Here is a 15,694-nt window from a genome sequence, read left to right as displayed (position 1 = left end):
ACGGTTATCGCGCGGCGAGCCAGCGGGCGAGCGCCGCGCGCTCCTCGGGCTGCATGTCGGTGATGTTGTTCGGCGGCATCGCGTGCGTCAGGACGGCCTGCAGGCGGATGGCCGGCGCGAAGCGCGCGACGTGCTCGGGGCTGTCGAGGAGCACGCCCTTGGGCGGGCTCGTCAGGCCCGGCCACAGGGGCTCGGCGGCGTGGCACATGGCGCAGCGCGTCCCGACCACGGCCATCACGGCGTCGTCGACCGCGGGGCCCTCGAGCGCGCCCGCCCCGGCCGCCGCGAGGCTGATCGCCGGGGCCGGAGCCGGGGCCGCCTCGGCGGCGGTCGACAGGCCGATTTGCTCGCGGGCGCCCGGCGACGAGGCGACGCTGATCGCGACCGCCACCGCCACACAGGCCGTCGCGACGCCCCAGGTCCACCAGCGGTCGCCCCCACCGGCGTTGCGCACGTTGAAGTAGTGGCGGACGACGCCGCCCGCGATCACCACGAGGCCGACGATGGTCCAGCTGTAGGGCGAGGACCACGCCATCGGGTAGTGGCCGGACAGCATGAAGAACAGCACCGGCAGCGTCAGGTAGTTGTTGTGGGACGAGCGGTTCTTCGCCTGCTTGCCCCAGGCGGGGTTCGGGACCCGGCCCGCGACCAGCTCGGCGATCGCCTTGCGCTGGTTGGGCATGATGACGAAGAACACGTTGCCGGTCATCCAGGTCGCGATCACCGCGCCCGTGTGCAGCATCGCGGCCCGGCCGGAGAAGACCTGCTGGAAGCCGTACGCGAAGGCGACGACCGTGAGGAACACGGCGGCCGCGAGCAGCGGCGGCCGGTTGGCCAGGGGCGAGCGGTTGAGCCCGTCATAGATCAGCCAGCCGAGGGCGAGGGCGCCGAGGCCGATGGCCGCCCCGGTCATCGGCGTGATCACGCGGACCGCCGGATCGATCAGGTAGAGGTCGGCCTGACCGTAATAGACCCAGCACAGCAGCGAGAAGCCCGACAGCCAGGTCGCGTAGGATTGCCATTTGTGCCAGATCAGGTGCTCCGGCATCCGGTCGGGCGCGACGAGATACTTGCGCACCTGGTAGAAGCCGCCGCCGTGCACCTCCCAGGCCTCGCCGCCCTTGCCGGTCGGGATTGCCGGAATGGCGCGCAAGCTGGCGTCGAGATGCATGAAGTAGAACGACGCGCCGATCCAGGCGATCGCGGCGACGACGTGGGTCCATCGAATGAGGAACCCGCCCCATTCGTGCAGGATCGGATACATGGGACGGATCCTCCGCGATCTGTCGTGGGGCCGGGTTCGGCCTCGATGTCGGCTCGTGGTTCGGCCCGAGCCGCGACCCCGGGTGTGCCCCGAACCGCGGCCGGCAGCGACCCGCCGCGGCGCCAAGGACCTTCAAAATCGTTCGGAAAATGCCGGGCGCTTTCCGGGTTGTCCGAGCCCCCCGCCCCGTGCTCGTCTCCACCGTCTCCTTCGGCCCGACAGACCTTCGCCCGCCTCGGGCCGCGGGCGCGGGCCTTTCCGTCCGGGAGGACGCCGATGGGCCATCTTTCGACACACGTCCTCGACACGGCCGCCGGCAAGCCGGCGGCCGGGGTCACCGTCGAGCTCCGGCGCCTCGCCGGGGACGGCAGCGGGGACGGCACCGGGGAGACCGTCGCGTCGGCCACGACCAACGGCGACGGACGGACCGACGCCCCCCTGCTCGCGGGCGACGCCCTGACGCCCGGGACCTACGAGCTCGTCTTCGCCGTTGGCGCCTATTTCGCCGGGACGGGTGCCGGCGCCGAGCGGCCGTTCCTCGACCGCGTGCCGGTGCGCTTCTGCGTCTCGGACCCGGACGCCAAGTATCACGTCCCGCTGCTCATCACGCCGTGGAGCTACTCCACCTATCGCGGGAGCTGACACGGGATCGGCCGGCATCGGCCCGGGCGGAGCCTGCCGGAGCGCCGGAACTCAGCTTTCCGACCGCGCCCCGGCGGCGCGACCGGTCGCCTCCCGGGGCGAGTGGCCGAACAGCGCCTTGTAGGCCCGGCTGAACGCCGCCTCCGACTCGTATCCGACGCGCAGGCCGATCTCGCCGACGCGGGCGTCGCCCGCGGCGAGCATGTCCCGCGCGAGGTTCAGGCGCCACTCGTTCTGGTAGCGCAGGGGTGAGCGACCGACGAGCGCGTTGAACCGCTCGCAGAAGCTCGACCGCGACATGCCGGCGACGTCCGACAGGGCCTCCACGCTCCAGCGCTGCAGCGGCCTCTCGTGCATGACCTTGAGGGCGCGGGCGATGCGGGGATCGGCCAGGCCGGCCAGCCACCCCGACGTCCGGCCGAGATGAACCCAGGTCCGCAGCGTGCGGATGACCGCGAGGTCGATGATGCGCGAGATCATCAGGGCCGCGCCGGGTTCGGCGTCGGTCGTCTCGACCAGCAGGAAATGCACGAGGCCGTCGAGCCATCCGGCGCCCTCCTCGTGCCGGATGCAGATCTGCTTCGGCAGGAGCGCGATCATGCTGCGGAGCGTGTAGGGATCGAACCAGAACCGGCAGGCGACGACGTCCGCGCCCTCGGCGGCGACCAACCGCCCGGTTCCGAGGCCGCGGGGCAGGAACAGCAGGTCGCCGGGGCCGACCGCGAGGGACTCGCCGTCGCCTTCGAGGATGAGGGCGCCCGCGATCACCACGAGGACGTGGCCTGCGCCGGCATCCAGATCCAGGCGCTCGCCCGGCGCGACCGGCCGGGACTCGACGCGGTCCCCGGTGAGGCGGATCTGCGCGAGCACGTGGGACAGCAGGTCGCCGGACGCGGCGCTGCGCGGCCCGCCCTCCGGAAGATCGGTCAAGTTTTCCAGCGTTTCCGACATGGCTGGCCCCGGCTCCCGATCCTAAACGTGGGCCCATCGAAGCGCGTATTCGCTCGGCGCGTCCGGATCTACGAAGCTATAAATCGGCATCTATCGTGTCCATCTGCCTTGTTCACGAATAGATCCGGTCCGTCGAGCCGCGCTCAGTACACGAAGGAGCCGACGATGAGAACCGACCCGCAGCGCGATCGCGGTCCTGCCTTGCCCTGGCTCACCGCCTACTACTTCGTGCGTGCCGGCGTCGCCGCCGCCTGGGTGGCCGCCGCGCTCGGCCTCGGGAGAGGCATGCCGGCGGTCGCCGCGACGCTCTTGGTCGCCTATCCCGCCTGGGACGCGCTCGCCAACCTGGCCGACGCCCGGCGCAACGGCGGCCTCGCGGGCAGTCCCAGCCAGGCCCTCAACGCGGCGATCAGCGCGGCGACCGCGATCGCGGTCGCGGTCGCGGTCGCCCTCGGACGGGGCCCGAACGCGGTGCTCGCGGTGTTCGGCGCCTGGGCCATCCTCTCGGGACTGCTCCAGCTTCTCACCGGCGCGCGCCGCTGGCGGGCCGGCGCCCAGTGGGCCATGGTCCTGAGCGGCGCGCAATCGGCGCTCGCCGGCGGCTTCTTCATCCGGCAGGCGGCCGGCGCCGCGGTCCCCGGGATCGTGGATGTCGCGCCCTACGCGGCGTTCGGCGCCTTCTACTTCCTCGTCTCCGCGGCCTGGCTGACGGTGACGCGCCTGCGGGACGCGTCGCGGGCGCGCGCCGCCTAGGCGCCGATGCGGCCGGGCGGATCCGACCTCGATCATCGCCCCGGCCCCCGGACATCCGCACCGTCGTCCCCTCCCGACCGCCGTCGGACAGCAGAGGCCATGGTCCATGGGCGCGCGAACGAGCGTGAAGCCGCGGAGGAACGCGGTCGAGGCCTACCTCCACGTCCTGCACGCGCTGATGCTGCGCGACATGCGCACCCGCTTCGGCGCGTCGATGTGGGGCTACGGGGTCGTCGTTCTCTGGCCGTGCGTGCACGTCTTCGTGCTGATCACGATCTACACGGTTCAGAAGCTGCCCGCGCCGCTCGGCGACGACAGGGCCCTGTTCTTCGCGACGGGCGCCGTGCCCGTGCTCGTCTTCCAGTACATCTCGCGCGAAGTCATGAAGTCCGTGATCGTCAACCGGCCGCTGACCTACTACCCGCAGGTCAGGCTGTTCGACCTGGTGTTCTCCCGCGTGCTCGTCGAGATCGTCACCGGCTTCCTGGCCCTGCTGGTCGTGAGCGGTGTCCTGGTCGCGCTCGGCACGAACCCGGTCCCGGCGGACCCGCTGACGGCGGTGGGCGGCTACCTCGCCGCGATCGCGCTCGGGATCGGGATCGGCACGATCAACGTCGCGATCATCGGCTTCTTCCCCGGATGGCTGATCGGCTACGCCCTGTTCAGCATCATCCTCTACGTGTCCAGCGGCGTCCTCTTCCTGCCGAGCTACTTGCCGGAACGGCTGTACTACTGGGCCAAGTTCAATCCGGCCCTGCAGGTCGCGGAATGGATGAGGTCGGCCTACTACCCGGCTGCCGGACTGCAGGTCGACCATCTCTACGTCGTCGTGTTCGGCCTGACCGCGGCGTGTGTCGGCCTGGGCCTGGTCGTGCGCGGCGGCGGCCAGCTGCGAGGCTGAGCGGGGACGCGTCCGATCGGCCCGGGCGCGGAGGACGCGGCTCAGCCCGATCGCGCGTCCGACGACGGCGACGTCGCGCCGCCGCGGTGGGCGATCAGGTCGATCTCGACCAGGGCGTCGTAGGCGAGCCCCGTCGTGCCCACGCAGGTGCGGGCCGGCAGCCGGTCGGGCGGGAAGAAGGATTTGTAGGTGGCGTTGAAGGCGGCGTAGTCGCGCTTGAACTCGGTCAGGAACGCGCGCGCGACGACGACGTTCTCGAGGCCCAGGCCGAGGCCGGCCAGGACCGTCGCGAGATTGGCCATCACGTTCCGGGTCTGCGCCTCGATCCCGTCGGGCAGGACGCCGGGCCCGTCCGGCGTGTCGGGCATCTGACCCGTGACGAAGACGAAGCCGTCGACCTCGACCGCGTGGCTGAAGGGGGCGACCGGCTGCGGCCCTCCGGAGACCATGTGGAACAGCATGGCCGACGAGGCGGACTGGGGTTGCGGCACCGCGATCTCCCTTGCGACGGGCGCGACCCGCCCGATCTCCGTGATCCAGGTCCGCGACCGTAGGGTCACGATCAGGCCGGGGATAGTGTCGGATGCGGCGGTCCGATCCGATCCGCGCCATGCCCGGTGGAGAGGGTCAGAAGAAGCGCCGGATCTCCTCCGCGATCGCGTCGCCGTCCGTCTCCAGGGCGAAGTGCCCGGTGTCGAGGAAGGTGACGCGCGCCTCCGGGATGTCGCGCCGGAACGCCTCGGCGCCGGGCGGGATGAAGAACGCGTCGTTGCGCCCCCAGACGGCGAGGAGCTTCGGGCGGCGCGCGCGGAAGAAGGCCTGGATCAGCGGGTAACGCTCGAGATTGCGCTTGTAGTCGAGCTTGAGCGTGACCTGCCGGTCGGCATTGCCCGGCCGCGCCAGGATGGCCGCGTCGAGCGTGTAGGCCTCGGGCTCGATGCGGGACGGGTCGGGCACACCCTGGACGTAGGCGGCCCTGACGCCGTCGAGGGTCATGCGGGCGCGGATCGCCGCGACGGCGGCCGCGTTCGGCGCGGCCCAGTAGGCCCGCAGCGGCGCCCAGGCCGCGTCGCCGAGCCCGTCGAGATAGGCGTTGCCGTTCTGGGACACGATGCCGGCGACGCGGTCGGGATGGGCGAGCGCCAGATCCCATCCGACCGGCGCCCCGTAATCGAACGTGTAGAGGATGTAGCGGTCGAGGCCGAGCGCGCCGACGAACGCCTCCGTCGTGCGCGACAGCGACGCGAAGTCGTAGACGTAGGCGCGATCCTCCGGGACGTGCGTGAACCCGAAGGCGGGCAGGTCCGGCGCGATCAGGCGGAAGCGATCGGCCAGCCTCGGCATGAGGTGCCGGAAGTAGAAGGACGAGTTGGCGAAGCCGTGCAGCAGCAGGATGACCGGGGCATCGGGACGACCGGCCTCCCGGTAGAAGACGTCCACGCCGTCGGCCCGGACCGTGCCGTGGCGGACCTCTCCGGCCCGCACGGGGTGGACCTCCGCCCGCACGGTGCCCGACGCCGCCGCGCCCGTCGCCAGCACGCCGCCCGCGAGCACACGCCGCCGCGTCGCGCGGGCCGGTCCGCGCCCCGTCATCTCGTCTCCGTGCGTGTGTCGCGTCATGGCGCGCCTCATCCTGGCGGGACGGCATGCGTCGGGATCGTCACCGCCGGGTCGGACGGCGCGACCGCCGTGCGGGACGGCGATCCGCCTGGCCGGGCCGCGGCCCGGACGCGCGAACCCGACGGCGCGACCATGATGCAGGGACGCGGCGCGCTCCGGAACAGCGAGTCGTCGCAATTCACCATTCCCTGCCGTGAAACGGTCGACGGCCGCCGCGGCGGCGACCGCGGGCTTCCCGAAGGCCCGAAGCGCCGCCCCGGCGCTAGAGGCCGAGGTTGCGGCCCGGATGCGCGTCGGCGAGCTTGGCCCGGCGGACGTAGCCCCGCATCGTCTTGAGATCCCGGTGGCGGGAATGCGCCATGATCTCCTCGTCGCGCGATCCGCGCCTGTACGCCTCGGTGATGAAGCCCGCGCGGAACCCGTGGGCGGAGATGCGCTCGCGCGGTCCGGCGACGAGGCCGGCTTCCGCCGCGCGCTTCTGAACGATGCGGCCCACCGAGTCCGGATGCAGCCCGTCGTCCATCACGGTGCCGTCCGCCCGGACCGCCCGGAAGACGTAGCCGTCGGCCGGCGCCGCCTGCAGCCAGCGCCGGAGCGCGGCGACCGGACAGGTCGCGGGGCTCCCGCCCGCCAGGACGGTCACGACCGTGCCCTCGCCGTCCTGATCACCTTTCGAATGCGGCAGGAAGACATCGACGGCGCCGTCCCGGAACGCGAGATCTTCGTGGCGGATCCGCGCGACCTCGGAGCGCCGGAACGCGCCGGCGAAGCTCAACAGGAACAGGGCGCGGTCCCGGAGCGCGGCCACCGTCCCTTCGCAGGCGGCGACGATCCGGAGCGTTTCGGGCACGCCGAGCGCGGCGGCCTGCTTCTTCGGCCTGCCGTAGCGCCGGAACATCCCGCGCAGCGCCGCCCGGACGGCCGGATGGGCCGGGATCCACGGCAACCCCTGGAGCTTGTGCGCCTGACCGATCGTGACGAGCCGACGCTCGATCGTCGCGCGCTTGTGGGTCTCGGCCATGGAGGTGAGGTAGCTCGCCACCTGATCTGGACCCGCGGGGAGGGGCGCGAGATCGTGGCCGCCGCACCAGCGCGCGTAGTGCTGCCAGTCGGCGCGGTAGGCCCGACGGGAATTCTCCGAGAGCGCCTCGTCGGCGAAGGCGCGGGCGCGGGCGGCAAGCGTGGCGGGCAGCGTCATGGCTCTCTCCCTCGGTCGCGCCTGAGCGTGACGCTACGTCTGATAAGAAAGGGTTATCAGACGCTGGCCGATGCGGCGCGGCCCGGGCCTCCCCGCTCGCGGAGGAGGGTGGGCTGCGTGCCTCGCGAACGGTCCACGAGCGGACAGGATATCCGCGCTCCGCGGCAGGTCGGGAACGGCGCGCGATCGCGCGGATCTGCGGGCCGGCATCACCCGCCGCGGCGAGTCGGAGCGTCCGGCGGAACCGTGTGATCGGGTCGGGGGTGGCGCCACCTCGCCTCCGCATCCGGGCAGACGGTCCGCCAACGGTCCGAGCCAGCCGCCCGGCCCGCCGGCAGTGCTTCTCCGGTTCGTCCGGATGCTCACCCCCCGGCAGCGTCGCTGCGCCCGGGTCGCGACGTTGGAACACCGCCGCGGGAAGGTGTCCGTGATTGCGGTCACGCGCTCGACGGAAGTTCATCCAGCGGTTGTGAAGCACGCCGCGGAATTTTAATCCCGGACGAGCGCGGTTTTTATTGATCACGCTCTGACGCCGAGCGCGCAACCTCAAATCACTATTGGATATCCCTGGCAAGAAGACCGCGATCATTAACCTGCATTTAGTTTCGCACCCGCATCTTGGCTCAACGCCTTCCGCATTGAGCAAGCTGCGGAGCTCTCTGCGATCCTGAACACTGGAGGGGATGTCATGGGTCGGTTTCGCAATTTGCGATTGGGCACCAAGATCGCGATACCGGCCGCCCTGCTGCTCGCGACCGCCATCGGCATCGTCTTCTTCGCGCGGTCGGCGATCGACGAGCTCGAGAAGAACACCCAGCAGATCGTCGACGTGGCCGCCGTTCGCGCCGTCACAGCGCTGCAGATGGCGCTGGCCATGAGCAACGCGACGATCTCTGAGAAGAACATCATCATACAGACCGATCCGGCCACGATGGCTGCCGAGCGTCAGCACTTCCAGCGCGAGCGGACGCTCGCCTACGAGGCGATCGACCGCCTCATCGCCCTCGCGGACACCCCGGCTCGGCATTCGGCGAACGCAGCCATCAAGGTCGATATGGGCGCGTATTTCGCGGCGGCCGACCGCGCCATCGCCCTGGGCATGAAGAACGATGCCGAAGGGGCCCGGACGATCTCGGTCGACGAGGGCCGCCCCGCGCGGGCCAAAGTGCTGGAAGGCGTCCAGATGCGGACCGAGACGAACGCCAGGGAGCTCAGAGCCTCCAGGGACCACGCCGTCGCCGTCGCCGAGCAGATCAAGCTGACGCTCACGGTCATCGCCGCGTCGGGCCTTCTCGTCGCATTCGGGATCCTCGGCGGGATCGTGCTGTTCGGGATCAACCGGCCGCTGGCCAGCCTCGTCGGCGTGCTGCAGCGGATGGCCAGGGGCGAGGTCGACGCCGAGATCGAGGAGGCCGCCCGCGGCGACGAGATCGGTGCCGTCGGCAAGGCGGTCGAGGGCATCAAGGCCATGGTGGCGCAGAAGGCCGCCGAGCAGGCCGAGATCCGGCGCATTGCCGACGCGGCGGCGGCCGTCGAACGCAAGCGGACGATGGTCGAGCTCGCCGACGGTTTCGAGCGCGCGGTCGGCGGGATCATCGGCATGGTCTCGTCCTCGGCCACCGAACTCCAGGCCACGGCGCAGACGATGACGGCGACGGCCACCGAGACGGCCAGCCGGTCGACCACCGTGGCGGCCGCGGCCGAGGAAGCCGCCAGCAACGTCAACACGGTCGCCGCCGCCGCCGAGGAACTCGGCTCCTCGGTTCAGGAGATCGGCCGGCAGGTCGACGGCTCCGCCGACATGGCGCGGGTGGCGGTCAACGAGGCCGACCAGACCGGCGCGCTGGTGCAGGAACTGAGCGCGTCGGTCGCGCGCATCGGCGACGTCGTCGGCATGATCTCGACCATCGCGGGACAGACCAACCTGCTCGCCCTGAATGCCACCATCGAGGCGGCCCGCGCGGGTGCCGCCGGCCGCGGCTTCGCGGTCGTGGCAACGGAGGTGAAGGCTCTGGCCGAGCAGACCGCCAAGGCCACCGAGGAGATCACCGGGCAGATCGCCCGGGTTCAGGCCTCCACCGGTCAGGCCGTATCGGCCATCGGGTCGATCACCGTGCGGATCCAGGAGATCAGCCACGTGGCCACCTCGATCGCCGCGGCCGTGGAGCAGCAGGGCGCGGCGACGCAGGAGATCGTCCGCAACGTCAGCCAGGCCGCGATGGGCACCGGCGAAGTGACCAGCAACATCGCCGGCGTGGCCGGCGCGGCCGAGGAGACGGGCGCGGCGGCGAGCCAGGTTCTGGGAGCGGCTTCCGAGCTGTCGCGCCAATCCGAGCATCTCGCTGCCGAGGTGGGGCGCTTCATGGCCACCGTCCGAGCCGCCTGATCCGGGGGCGACCCGCGAACCCCCCCGTCCGGCTCATCGCCGGACGGGGCCGTTTCAGGACCGAGATCCGCGAAGGCGGCTCTCGTCCGCCCTGAACCTTCTTCCCGCATCCGGCGTTGAAGACTTTAATCCATGATTGAGGTCCCGATGAAACACCGTACTCTCTTGCGTACTCTCTCGGCCGCTGCGCCGCTGGCGGCCGTCCTCGCCGGGACGGCCTACGCGCAGGCGCCGGCCACCGCGCCGGGCGCGCCGCCGACCTCCTCGGGCGTCGTCACGCCTCAATCGGGCGCGACCGGCGCGCCGGGCGCGGTGACGGGGTCGCCGACCGGGCAAGCCGCCGACACGCGTTCCAACAGCTCCTCAGCCGCGGGCAACGCCAACCAGCCGGAGCGCCCGTCGCCGCAGGGCGGCAGCGGTGGCAGCAGCCGATAGCCGTCGACGATCCGCCGGCACGGCCCCGGTCACGGCCCCGTTGCCGGCGGCCTCTCCCTGAACCGCTCGCGCCGCGCGGCGGCTGCGACACCGGCCATCGCGCTCGGGTCGCGCCGTCGCCGCGCGTCAGGCCTCGTCCTCGGCCGAGCCGGGCCAGGCCGGACCGTGACGCTCCTCGAGTTCGGCTCGGCCGGCTTCGGTGATGCGGTACTCGACGGTCTTCGCGTCCGGATCCGTCCGACCCGTCGCGAGAACCAGTCCCAGGACCTCCATGCGCCGCATGTAGCCGCTGACCTGATAGAAGCGGGCGCCGGTCTGCGCGAGGGTGCGGAGCCGGTAGAGGCTGCCGGGCGGGAGCTTGTACATCGCCCGCCACCGTATCGGTTGTCGGCCCGGACGTCAGTGGGGACAGGTCGGTTCGGCCGGCAGCCCCGCGGAGGCTGGACCGCCGCGCGATGCGCGCGGGTCGTTCACGCGAGGCGGGACGACGCGGCGGATCGGGCCGCGAGCGCCGTCAGGACCGTCCGCCCGTAAGCGGTGGTCGCGAGGCTCGCGCGGAGCTCGCGGTAGAGGTCGTCCCTCCCGAGGCGACAGTCGAGATCGGGGCGCGCCGCGAACCCGTCGAGTTCCTCGAGGATGAGCGCGGCGAAGTCGGCGGGCTCCAGCAGGCCCTCGGCGGCATCGAGGACGCCGTACTCCTCCAGGAATCCGCCACTCAGGGTGATCAGGCCATCCCTGTACCGGATCAGCGCGAAATAGACGCCGAACCGGATCATGGCCCGGTCGCGCCAGCCCGCCTCGGCGATGTAGGTCCTCATCATCACGTCGGTGGAGTAGACCTCGTGCTCCCCGTCGCGCTGGGCGAGGTAGTCGCGGAAGACGTCGTGGGCCGTCGGATCGAGGTGGAGCAGCGCCTGCATGGCCGGTGCCAGCGCACCCTGATCGTCCTCGGGCCCCCAGAGCTGGCGATACAGCTTCCTGGCCTCCACCACCCCCGGCTGGACCGCGAGATAAGTCGTGAGGAGTGCGCGCAGCGCCGGGACCACGGCAACGCGCTCGCGGGCGATGCGCGCGAAGAAGGCCGATTCCGTCATCGCCCGCCCGCCGACCTCGAAGGTCAACGCGAGCACGTCGCCCCGCAGGAGTCCCCCCAGATCCGCTCGGATCCGGCCGGTGAGCGCGTCCAGGGCTTCGGCGATGGCGGCGGCCGAGAACGCCGCGACGGTGACCACCGGTTGCGAGCGCGCCAGGAAGCACCGGACCGCCGACGCGCTCGGGCCTGCCGACGGCCGGGGCCGATAGCCGTCCTCCTCCGGGGTGATCGTCCGGGCGGGCGCCGCGTCGGCGCATCGAGCGCGCGGGATGTAGACGGAGTCGCTGAAGAAGCGGATCTCGACCCGCTCCGCATCCGCCACGTCGGCGAAGGCGGAGACGGCCTTCGCGCCGTCGTAGCGCGCGAAGGAGAAGACGGGCGAGCGCGTGCCGTCCAGGCCGATGCGCTGGAAGTCCGTGGTCCGATCCCAGAAATACCCCGACTTGATCCAGAACGCCCGCTCGTCGGGCTCCCAGGCCACCTCGGTGATCGCGCGCGGAGGCTCGGAGCCGGGCCGCGCGACGAGCGTCGCCGCGCGGGCGACGGGCCCGGTCGTCCAGAGTTCGACGGCCTGTCCGAGGCGGGGAGGGCCGGCGTCCCCCGTATCGGCCGCTGCCTCCGGTGGGCCCCCGCGCGCGGGATCGGAGTGCGGCGTGACGGCGTAGCGGCCGCTGGGGCTGAACCAGTAGGGCTTCACCGCGTCCGGCAGCGGGTCGTAGCGCAGCGTCGCGCCGGCCCGTTCGAGCCGACACAGCCCGTAGGCCGACCCGCCCGGCCCGCACCGGAAGCCGATGAAGGCCAGTCGCCCTCCGGGATCCTCGAACAGGTCGCCGTGAATGGTCAGGATGGTCGGCCCGTCCGGGCGCGGCGGATAGGCCTCCTCGGGCGACAGGGACCCGACAGGGCCATCGGCATGCCAGACGAGTCCGCGCCCGTGCTGCAGGATCTCGAGATCCGACGCCCGCAGGACGACGATGTCGTCGAAGTACTGCTCGTCGTTCTTCGGACCATGGCTCCGATAGACCGCGATCCGGTCGGCATCGCGGGTGACGAACAGCTTGTGATTGAAGGGTCCCTCGCCCGGCAGGCGGCGCCGCACGCGATCCCGGCCCGCCCGCCAGTCGATCAGGCAGAGTTCCCCGTCATCGGACAGGCAGACCAGTCCCGCAGCGCCGACCAGGGCGGCGGCCCGGATCGAGTCCTGCGGAAAAGGCAGGATCATGCGCCACCGCCCGCCGTCTTCGACGGCCGCGACCGTGTTGTATCGCTGCTCAGTGCCGGTGATCGCCAAACGGGGCATGCACGATCCTCGTCAGCGCCGGAAGGTTCGGTCGACGGGCACGCCGCCCTCCGGGGACGCCCGATGGCCGCGGAGAGGGGAGGGCGCTGTGACCCGTATCTCCCCGTGCCTCGCACGGATCGAGGGGCGGGCGGTCGAGCCGGTCCTGCACCGTTGTCGAGATCCTGCCGACGCGTCCCGGACGCTTTCCCAAAGACTTCATCCATCTCGCGCAGCGCGCCGGCAGCATCCGTGCCGTCGGCTCCGGGTCCGGCCGGTGTTGCGCCGGAAGAGCACGGGGCTTGTCCATGTCTAGCGCCCTCGCATGGTACCCCGCGCTGCAGCGAACGTCACGGCGCGGCGATGAGCTAGTCCTCTGGACAGGGCCACCGGCTCCGACGATGCCATCGGACAGGTTTGGGCACCGTGGCTCTGTTCTGCTGGCTGCGGTTCGCATGACAGAGGGAGCGCCACCGTGAGGCAACGCCGGCGCGCAGCCGTACGGCCGCAGGGCGCGTGTGAGAGGAATGAAGACGGGTTCGGCGTATTCCCGGACGCGATCGTGACGGCTCTGGCGCTCCGCGCGATCGACGGCGGCCCCCGGATCGCCCGAGGCACACGCCTTCGACCATGCGGACAAGGGCTGGCGCTCGACCCGGCGTCGACGAAGACGGTCACATGTCGGGCGACGACAGGCCGCCCGACAGCGCCGGGGGCTTCCACGGCTTCCCGGCCTGGCACGCAGCATCATCGAGCACGCGCCACCGGCCGGATACACGCACGGAACAGAATCCACCCATCATGCAGCAACTCCATGGACGAAGCGTGAGGACATCGAAGGCCATGCGTCGTGAGATCACTTTTCTTACCGTGGCAATTCTAGGGTCTTGTCTTGGAGTACCGGCGATGGCGCAGGAGATGCGCTGGCAGAAGCGGGAAGGGGACGGTCGCGTCCATCTTGCCTACGAGATTCCGGACAGCGGCGCGCAGAGCCTCGCGCTCACCTGCGACACGCGGGGCGGACAGCTGAGTGTCGACTACTACGACGACAGAGACCGCGCTCGGGACGGCACCCGGGCCGAGGTCGAGTTCGCCTCGGAGGGCGGCACGCTCTCGCTGCCGATGCGGGCGAAACAGCTGGAACTCGACGACCAGATCGTGCTCCAGACCACGACAACGTTGACGCAAGACTGGGTGCGGATCCTGTCCGGCAAGACCCTTCGCGTGACGCTCTCTGGCGACACGCAGCGGATTCCTCTGGCCGGCGCCCGGACCGGTCTCGCTGCCCTGGTCGCGGGCTGCAGCCGCCCTTCGCGATGACTTCGCGATGACGCCGGGGGTCAGATCGTAGTATAAGTGCCGATCATGCGGAATTCGTCACCGCATTCCATAATGTTTGTTATGCGAATAACTTTCAGCGGCTCGAAGCTTCTCATCGAAGACGGCATCGCCGACTTCCCGCCGGACGCCTGAGGACGCCGCGCGCCCTCCCCAGACGATCGGGCCGCCGGCGGGCCGCGCGTGCCGAACCGTCACCGGAGGGGTCGATCGCCCTCACCCCCGACCCGCGCGTCCCACCCCGCCATCGTCAGCCGGGCGACGGCCTCGAGCTCCTCCCGGGTCGCGCCGTCGCGGGCCTGGAGCGACATGCCGTTCTGCACCGTGAGCACGAAGCGGGTCAGTGCGGCGACGTCGACGGCGGCCCCGATCTCGCCCGCCGCGACCGCGCGCGCGAGCCGCTCCGCGACCCGTCGGCGTCCCTCGGCGCGGGCCGCGCGCAGCAACGCGCCGAGTTCCGCCTGTCCCTCGCTGCCGGCAGCCGAGAGCGTCACCATGCAGCCGAGCGGCTCGATGCGGCCGCAGGCGCCGGTGAGCGCGGCGGCCGAATCCATCAGGAGCGCCTCGACGGCCTCGCGCGCCGATGCGGCAGCGTCGAAGTTGGCCCAGACCATCCCGCCGTACCGGTCGCCGTAGTGGCGCAGCGCCTCGGCGTAGAGCGCCTCCTTCGAGCCGAACGCCGCGTAGAGGCTCGGCGACCCGATCCCCATGGCCGCGGTGAGATCCGAGATGGATGTCGCGGCGAAGCCGCGGCGCCAGAACAGCTGCATCGCCTGATCGAGCGCCGCCTCCCGGTCGAAGGCGCGGGGCCGGCCGCGACCGCGGGCGGGCGCGGCCCGGTCCCCTGCCCGGTCCCCTGCCTGGTCCCCTGCCTGGATCGAAGCGGATTTTTGCATCGATCGTTATATAAACCGCTTGACCCGGGCCGGCAACGCATCTAGCCATTTCTGTGTTGTTCATTACAGAAAGAGGCGGACGTGAGTGAGCTGGCAGGCAAGCGCGCCCTGGTGACGGGCGCATCACGCGGCATCGGTGCGGCCATCGCCCTGGCGCTCGCGGACCGGGGCGCGGACGTCGCCATCACGTACGAGCGGTCCGCCGAGCGGGCGGCCGAGATCGTCCGCGCCATCGAGGCGAAGGGCCGCCGCGGGCGCGCCATCCAGGCCGACAGCGCCGACGCCGCGGCGGTGAAGCGCTCGGTCGACGAGGCGGCCGAGAGCCTCGGCGGGCTCGACATCCTCGTCAACAACGCCGGCATCGCCCGCGGCGGCCCCGTCGCGGAGATGAGCCTCGCCGACATCGACGCCATCCTGGACGTCAACGTCCGCTCCGTCGTGCTGGCGTCGCAGGCGGCCATCCCGCACCTGAAGGAGGGCGGCCGGATCATCTCCATCGGCTCCTGCCTCGGGGAGCGGGTCCCGTTCCCCGGGGTGACGGTCTACTCCATGTCGAAATCCGCCCTGCTCTCGTTCACGCGGGGTCTGGCGCGCGAACTCGGGCCGCGCGCCGTCACGGTGAACCTCGTGCAGCCGGGATCGACCGACACCGACATGAACCCGTCCGACGGGGCGCAGGCGGACATGCAGCGGGCGATGACCGCCCTCGGCCATTACGGAACGCCGGACGATATCGCGGCCGCGGTGGCCTTCCTGGCGAGCCCGGCCGCGCGCCAGATCACCGGCACCACCCTCACGGTCGACGGCGGCGCCAACGCGTGAACCTCCGCGGCGGATCGCCGGACGCGGGCTCCGTCGCGTCGATCCGCCGATGGCCGCCCCGCCCCCGGTCGGGGCGGCCCTCCTGCGCGGCCCTCCTGCGCGGCCCTCCCGGGCCG

Annotated in this window: 15 protein-coding genes; 7 read left to right on the top strand and 8 right to left on the bottom strand. The window is 71.5% G+C overall.

What is annotated here, in order from left to right; genetic code table 11:
• Positions 1-4: 4 nt before the first annotated feature.
• The gene (locus ABIC30_RS07380; RefSeq protein WP_020094529.1) at positions 5-1,264 is read right to left on the bottom strand and encodes a urate hydroxylase PuuD; all 1,260 of its coding nucleotides are present in this window, start codon (positions 1,262-1,264) and stop codon (positions 5-7) included.
• A 276-nt stretch (positions 1,265-1,540) separates the two neighbouring features.
• Here ABIC30_RS07380 and uraH point away from each other — a divergent pair, with 276 nt between their 5' ends.
• Positions 1,541-1,906, top strand: a complete 366-nt coding sequence (uraH, locus tag ABIC30_RS07375; protein WP_020094530.1) for a hydroxyisourate hydrolase — start codon at positions 1,541-1,543, stop codon at positions 1,904-1,906.
• A 51-nt stretch (positions 1,907-1,957) separates the two neighbouring features.
• On the opposite strand, the gene ABIC30_RS07370 is transcribed toward uraH, so the two are convergent.
• On the bottom strand, positions 1,958-2,857 hold the full coding sequence (locus ABIC30_RS07370; RefSeq protein ID WP_354454561.1) for a helix-turn-helix transcriptional regulator: 900 nt from the start codon (positions 2,855-2,857) through the stop codon (positions 1,958-1,960).
• 165 nt (positions 2,858-3,022) lie between these two features.
• Here ABIC30_RS07370 and ABIC30_RS07365 point away from each other — a divergent pair, with 165 nt between their 5' ends.
• The gene (locus tag ABIC30_RS07365) at positions 3,023-3,610 is read left to right on the top strand and encodes a DUF308 domain-containing protein (protein ID WP_026605154.1); all 588 of its coding nucleotides are present in this window, start codon (positions 3,023-3,025) and stop codon (positions 3,608-3,610) included.
• Between the two features lie 106 nt (positions 3,611-3,716).
• A complete protein-coding gene (locus ABIC30_RS07360; RefSeq protein ID WP_020094533.1) occupies positions 3,717-4,511 on the top strand; it encodes an ABC transporter permease in 795 nt (264 codons plus the stop codon).
• 41 nt (positions 4,512-4,552) lie between these two features.
• On the opposite strand, the gene ABIC30_RS07355 is transcribed toward ABIC30_RS07360, so the two are convergent.
• The 3 genes from ABIC30_RS07355 to ABIC30_RS07345 all read right to left on the bottom strand — a co-directional run bounded on the left by ABIC30_RS07355 (position 4,553) and on the right by ABIC30_RS07345 (position 7,329).
• Positions 4,553-4,972, bottom strand: a complete 420-nt coding sequence (locus ABIC30_RS07355) for a RidA family protein (RefSeq protein ID WP_103985149.1) — start codon at positions 4,970-4,972, stop codon at positions 4,553-4,555.
• Between the two features lie 166 nt (positions 4,973-5,138).
• Positions 5,139-6,104 (bottom strand): alpha/beta fold hydrolase, encoded by a 966-nt coding sequence (locus ABIC30_RS07350; protein ID WP_354454558.1) that lies wholly within the window; start codon positions 6,102-6,104, stop codon positions 5,139-5,141.
• A gap of 289 nt (positions 6,105-6,393) precedes the next feature.
• Entirely contained in the window at positions 6,394-7,329 is a 936-nt protein-coding gene (locus ABIC30_RS07345; protein WP_354454556.1) for a site-specific integrase, read from the bottom strand.
• Between the two features lie 688 nt (positions 7,330-8,017).
• Here ABIC30_RS07345 and ABIC30_RS07340 point away from each other — a divergent pair.
• Together ABIC30_RS07340 and ABIC30_RS07335 are read left to right on the top strand one after the other, a co-directional pair.
• A complete protein-coding gene (locus ABIC30_RS07340) occupies positions 8,018-9,715 on the top strand; it encodes a methyl-accepting chemotaxis protein (protein WP_026605157.1) in 1,698 nt (565 codons plus the stop codon).
• A 147-nt stretch (positions 9,716-9,862) separates the two neighbouring features.
• Positions 9,863-10,150, top strand: coding sequence for a hypothetical protein (locus ABIC30_RS07335; protein ID WP_049961956.1), 288 nt, complete (start codon positions 9,863-9,865; stop codon positions 10,148-10,150).
• Between the two features lie 126 nt (positions 10,151-10,276).
• Here ABIC30_RS07335 and ABIC30_RS07330 read toward each other — a convergent pair whose 3' ends face one another.
• On the bottom strand, positions 10,277-10,516 hold the full coding sequence (locus ABIC30_RS07330; protein ID WP_020094539.1) for a hypothetical protein: 240 nt from the start codon (positions 10,514-10,516) through the stop codon (positions 10,277-10,279).
• A 104-nt stretch (positions 10,517-10,620) separates the two neighbouring features.
• Positions 10,621-12,465, bottom strand: a complete 1,845-nt coding sequence (locus tag ABIC30_RS07325; RefSeq protein WP_103985151.1) for a hypothetical protein — start codon at positions 12,463-12,465, stop codon at positions 10,621-10,623.
• Between the two features lie 963 nt (positions 12,466-13,428).
• Between ABIC30_RS07325 and ABIC30_RS07320 the strand changes: the two genes are divergently transcribed.
• Positions 13,429-13,842, top strand: a complete 414-nt coding sequence (locus tag ABIC30_RS07320; protein WP_091978554.1) for a hypothetical protein — start codon at positions 13,429-13,431, stop codon at positions 13,840-13,842.
• 212 nt (positions 13,843-14,054) lie between these two features.
• On the opposite strand, the gene ABIC30_RS07315 is transcribed toward ABIC30_RS07320, so the two are convergent.
• Positions 14,055-14,756 carry a TetR/AcrR family transcriptional regulator gene (locus ABIC30_RS07315; protein WP_502915829.1) on the bottom strand — a complete coding sequence of 234 codons (702 nt, stop codon included), beginning with the start codon at positions 14,754-14,756 and terminating at the stop codon, positions 14,055-14,057.
• A gap of 81 nt (positions 14,757-14,837) precedes the next feature.
• On the opposite strand from ABIC30_RS07315, the gene ABIC30_RS07310 reads away from it, so the two are divergent.
• Positions 14,838-15,578 (top strand): glucose 1-dehydrogenase, encoded by a 741-nt coding sequence (locus ABIC30_RS07310; RefSeq protein WP_020094818.1) that lies wholly within the window; start codon positions 14,838-14,840, stop codon positions 15,576-15,578.
• Positions 15,579-15,694 lie beyond the last annotated feature (116 nt).

The organism is Methylobacterium sp. 1030 (genome assembly GCF_040544715.1).
In the GTDB taxonomy this organism is placed as follows: Bacteria; Pseudomonadota; Alphaproteobacteria; order Rhizobiales; family Beijerinckiaceae; genus Methylobacterium.
Note: the sequence above shows the minus strand (reverse complement) of the source record. Positions and strands in the feature narration are given on the sequence as shown.

What these genes read in the sequence shown, in the direction of transcription:
- ABIC30_RS07370 (WP_354454561.1), bottom strand. Translation starts at nt 2,857, where the DNA reads ATGTCGGAAACGCTGGAAAACTTGACCGATCTTCCGGAGGGCGGGCCG.
- ABIC30_RS07380 (WP_020094529.1), bottom strand. Translation starts at nt 1,264, where the DNA reads ATGTATCCGATCCTGCACGAATGGGGCGGGTTCCTCATTCGATGGACC.
- ABIC30_RS07335 (WP_049961956.1), top strand. Translation starts at nt 9,863, where the DNA reads ATGAAACACCGTACTCTCTTGCGTACTCTCTCGGCCGCTGCGCCGCTG.
- ABIC30_RS07320 (WP_091978554.1), top strand. Translation starts at nt 13,429, where the DNA reads ATGGCGCAGGAGATGCGCTGGCAGAAGCGGGAAGGGGACGGTCGCGTC.
- ABIC30_RS07365 (WP_026605154.1), top strand. Translation starts at nt 3,023, where the DNA reads ATGAGAACCGACCCGCAGCGCGATCGCGGTCCTGCCTTGCCCTGGCTC.
- ABIC30_RS07340 (WP_026605157.1), top strand. Translation starts at nt 8,018, where the DNA reads ATGGGTCGGTTTCGCAATTTGCGATTGGGCACCAAGATCGCGATACCG.
- ABIC30_RS07350 (WP_354454558.1), bottom strand. Translation starts at nt 6,104, where the DNA reads ATGACGGGGCGCGGACCGGCCCGCGCGACGCGGCGGCGTGTGCTCGCG.
- ABIC30_RS07330 (WP_020094539.1), bottom strand. Translation starts at nt 10,516, where the DNA reads ATGTACAAGCTCCCGCCCGGCAGCCTCTACCGGCTCCGCACCCTCGCG.
- ABIC30_RS07360 (WP_020094533.1), top strand. Translation starts at nt 3,717, where the DNA reads ATGGGCGCGCGAACGAGCGTGAAGCCGCGGAGGAACGCGGTCGAGGCC.
- ABIC30_RS07345 (WP_354454556.1), bottom strand. Translation starts at nt 7,329, where the DNA reads ATGACGCTGCCCGCCACGCTTGCCGCCCGCGCCCGCGCCTTCGCCGAC.
- ABIC30_RS07355 (WP_103985149.1), bottom strand. Translation starts at nt 4,972, where the DNA reads ATGCTGTTCCACATGGTCTCCGGAGGGCCGCAGCCGGTCGCCCCCTTC.
- ABIC30_RS07325 (WP_103985151.1), bottom strand. Translation starts at nt 12,465, where the DNA reads ATGATCCTGCCTTTTCCGCAGGACTCGATCCGGGCCGCCGCCCTGGTC.
- ABIC30_RS07315 (WP_502915829.1), bottom strand. Translation starts at nt 14,756, where the DNA reads ATGCAAAAATCCGCTTCGATCCAGGCAGGGGACCAGGCAGGGGACCGG.
- uraH (WP_020094530.1), top strand. Translation starts at nt 1,541, where the DNA reads ATGGGCCATCTTTCGACACACGTCCTCGACACGGCCGCCGGCAAGCCG.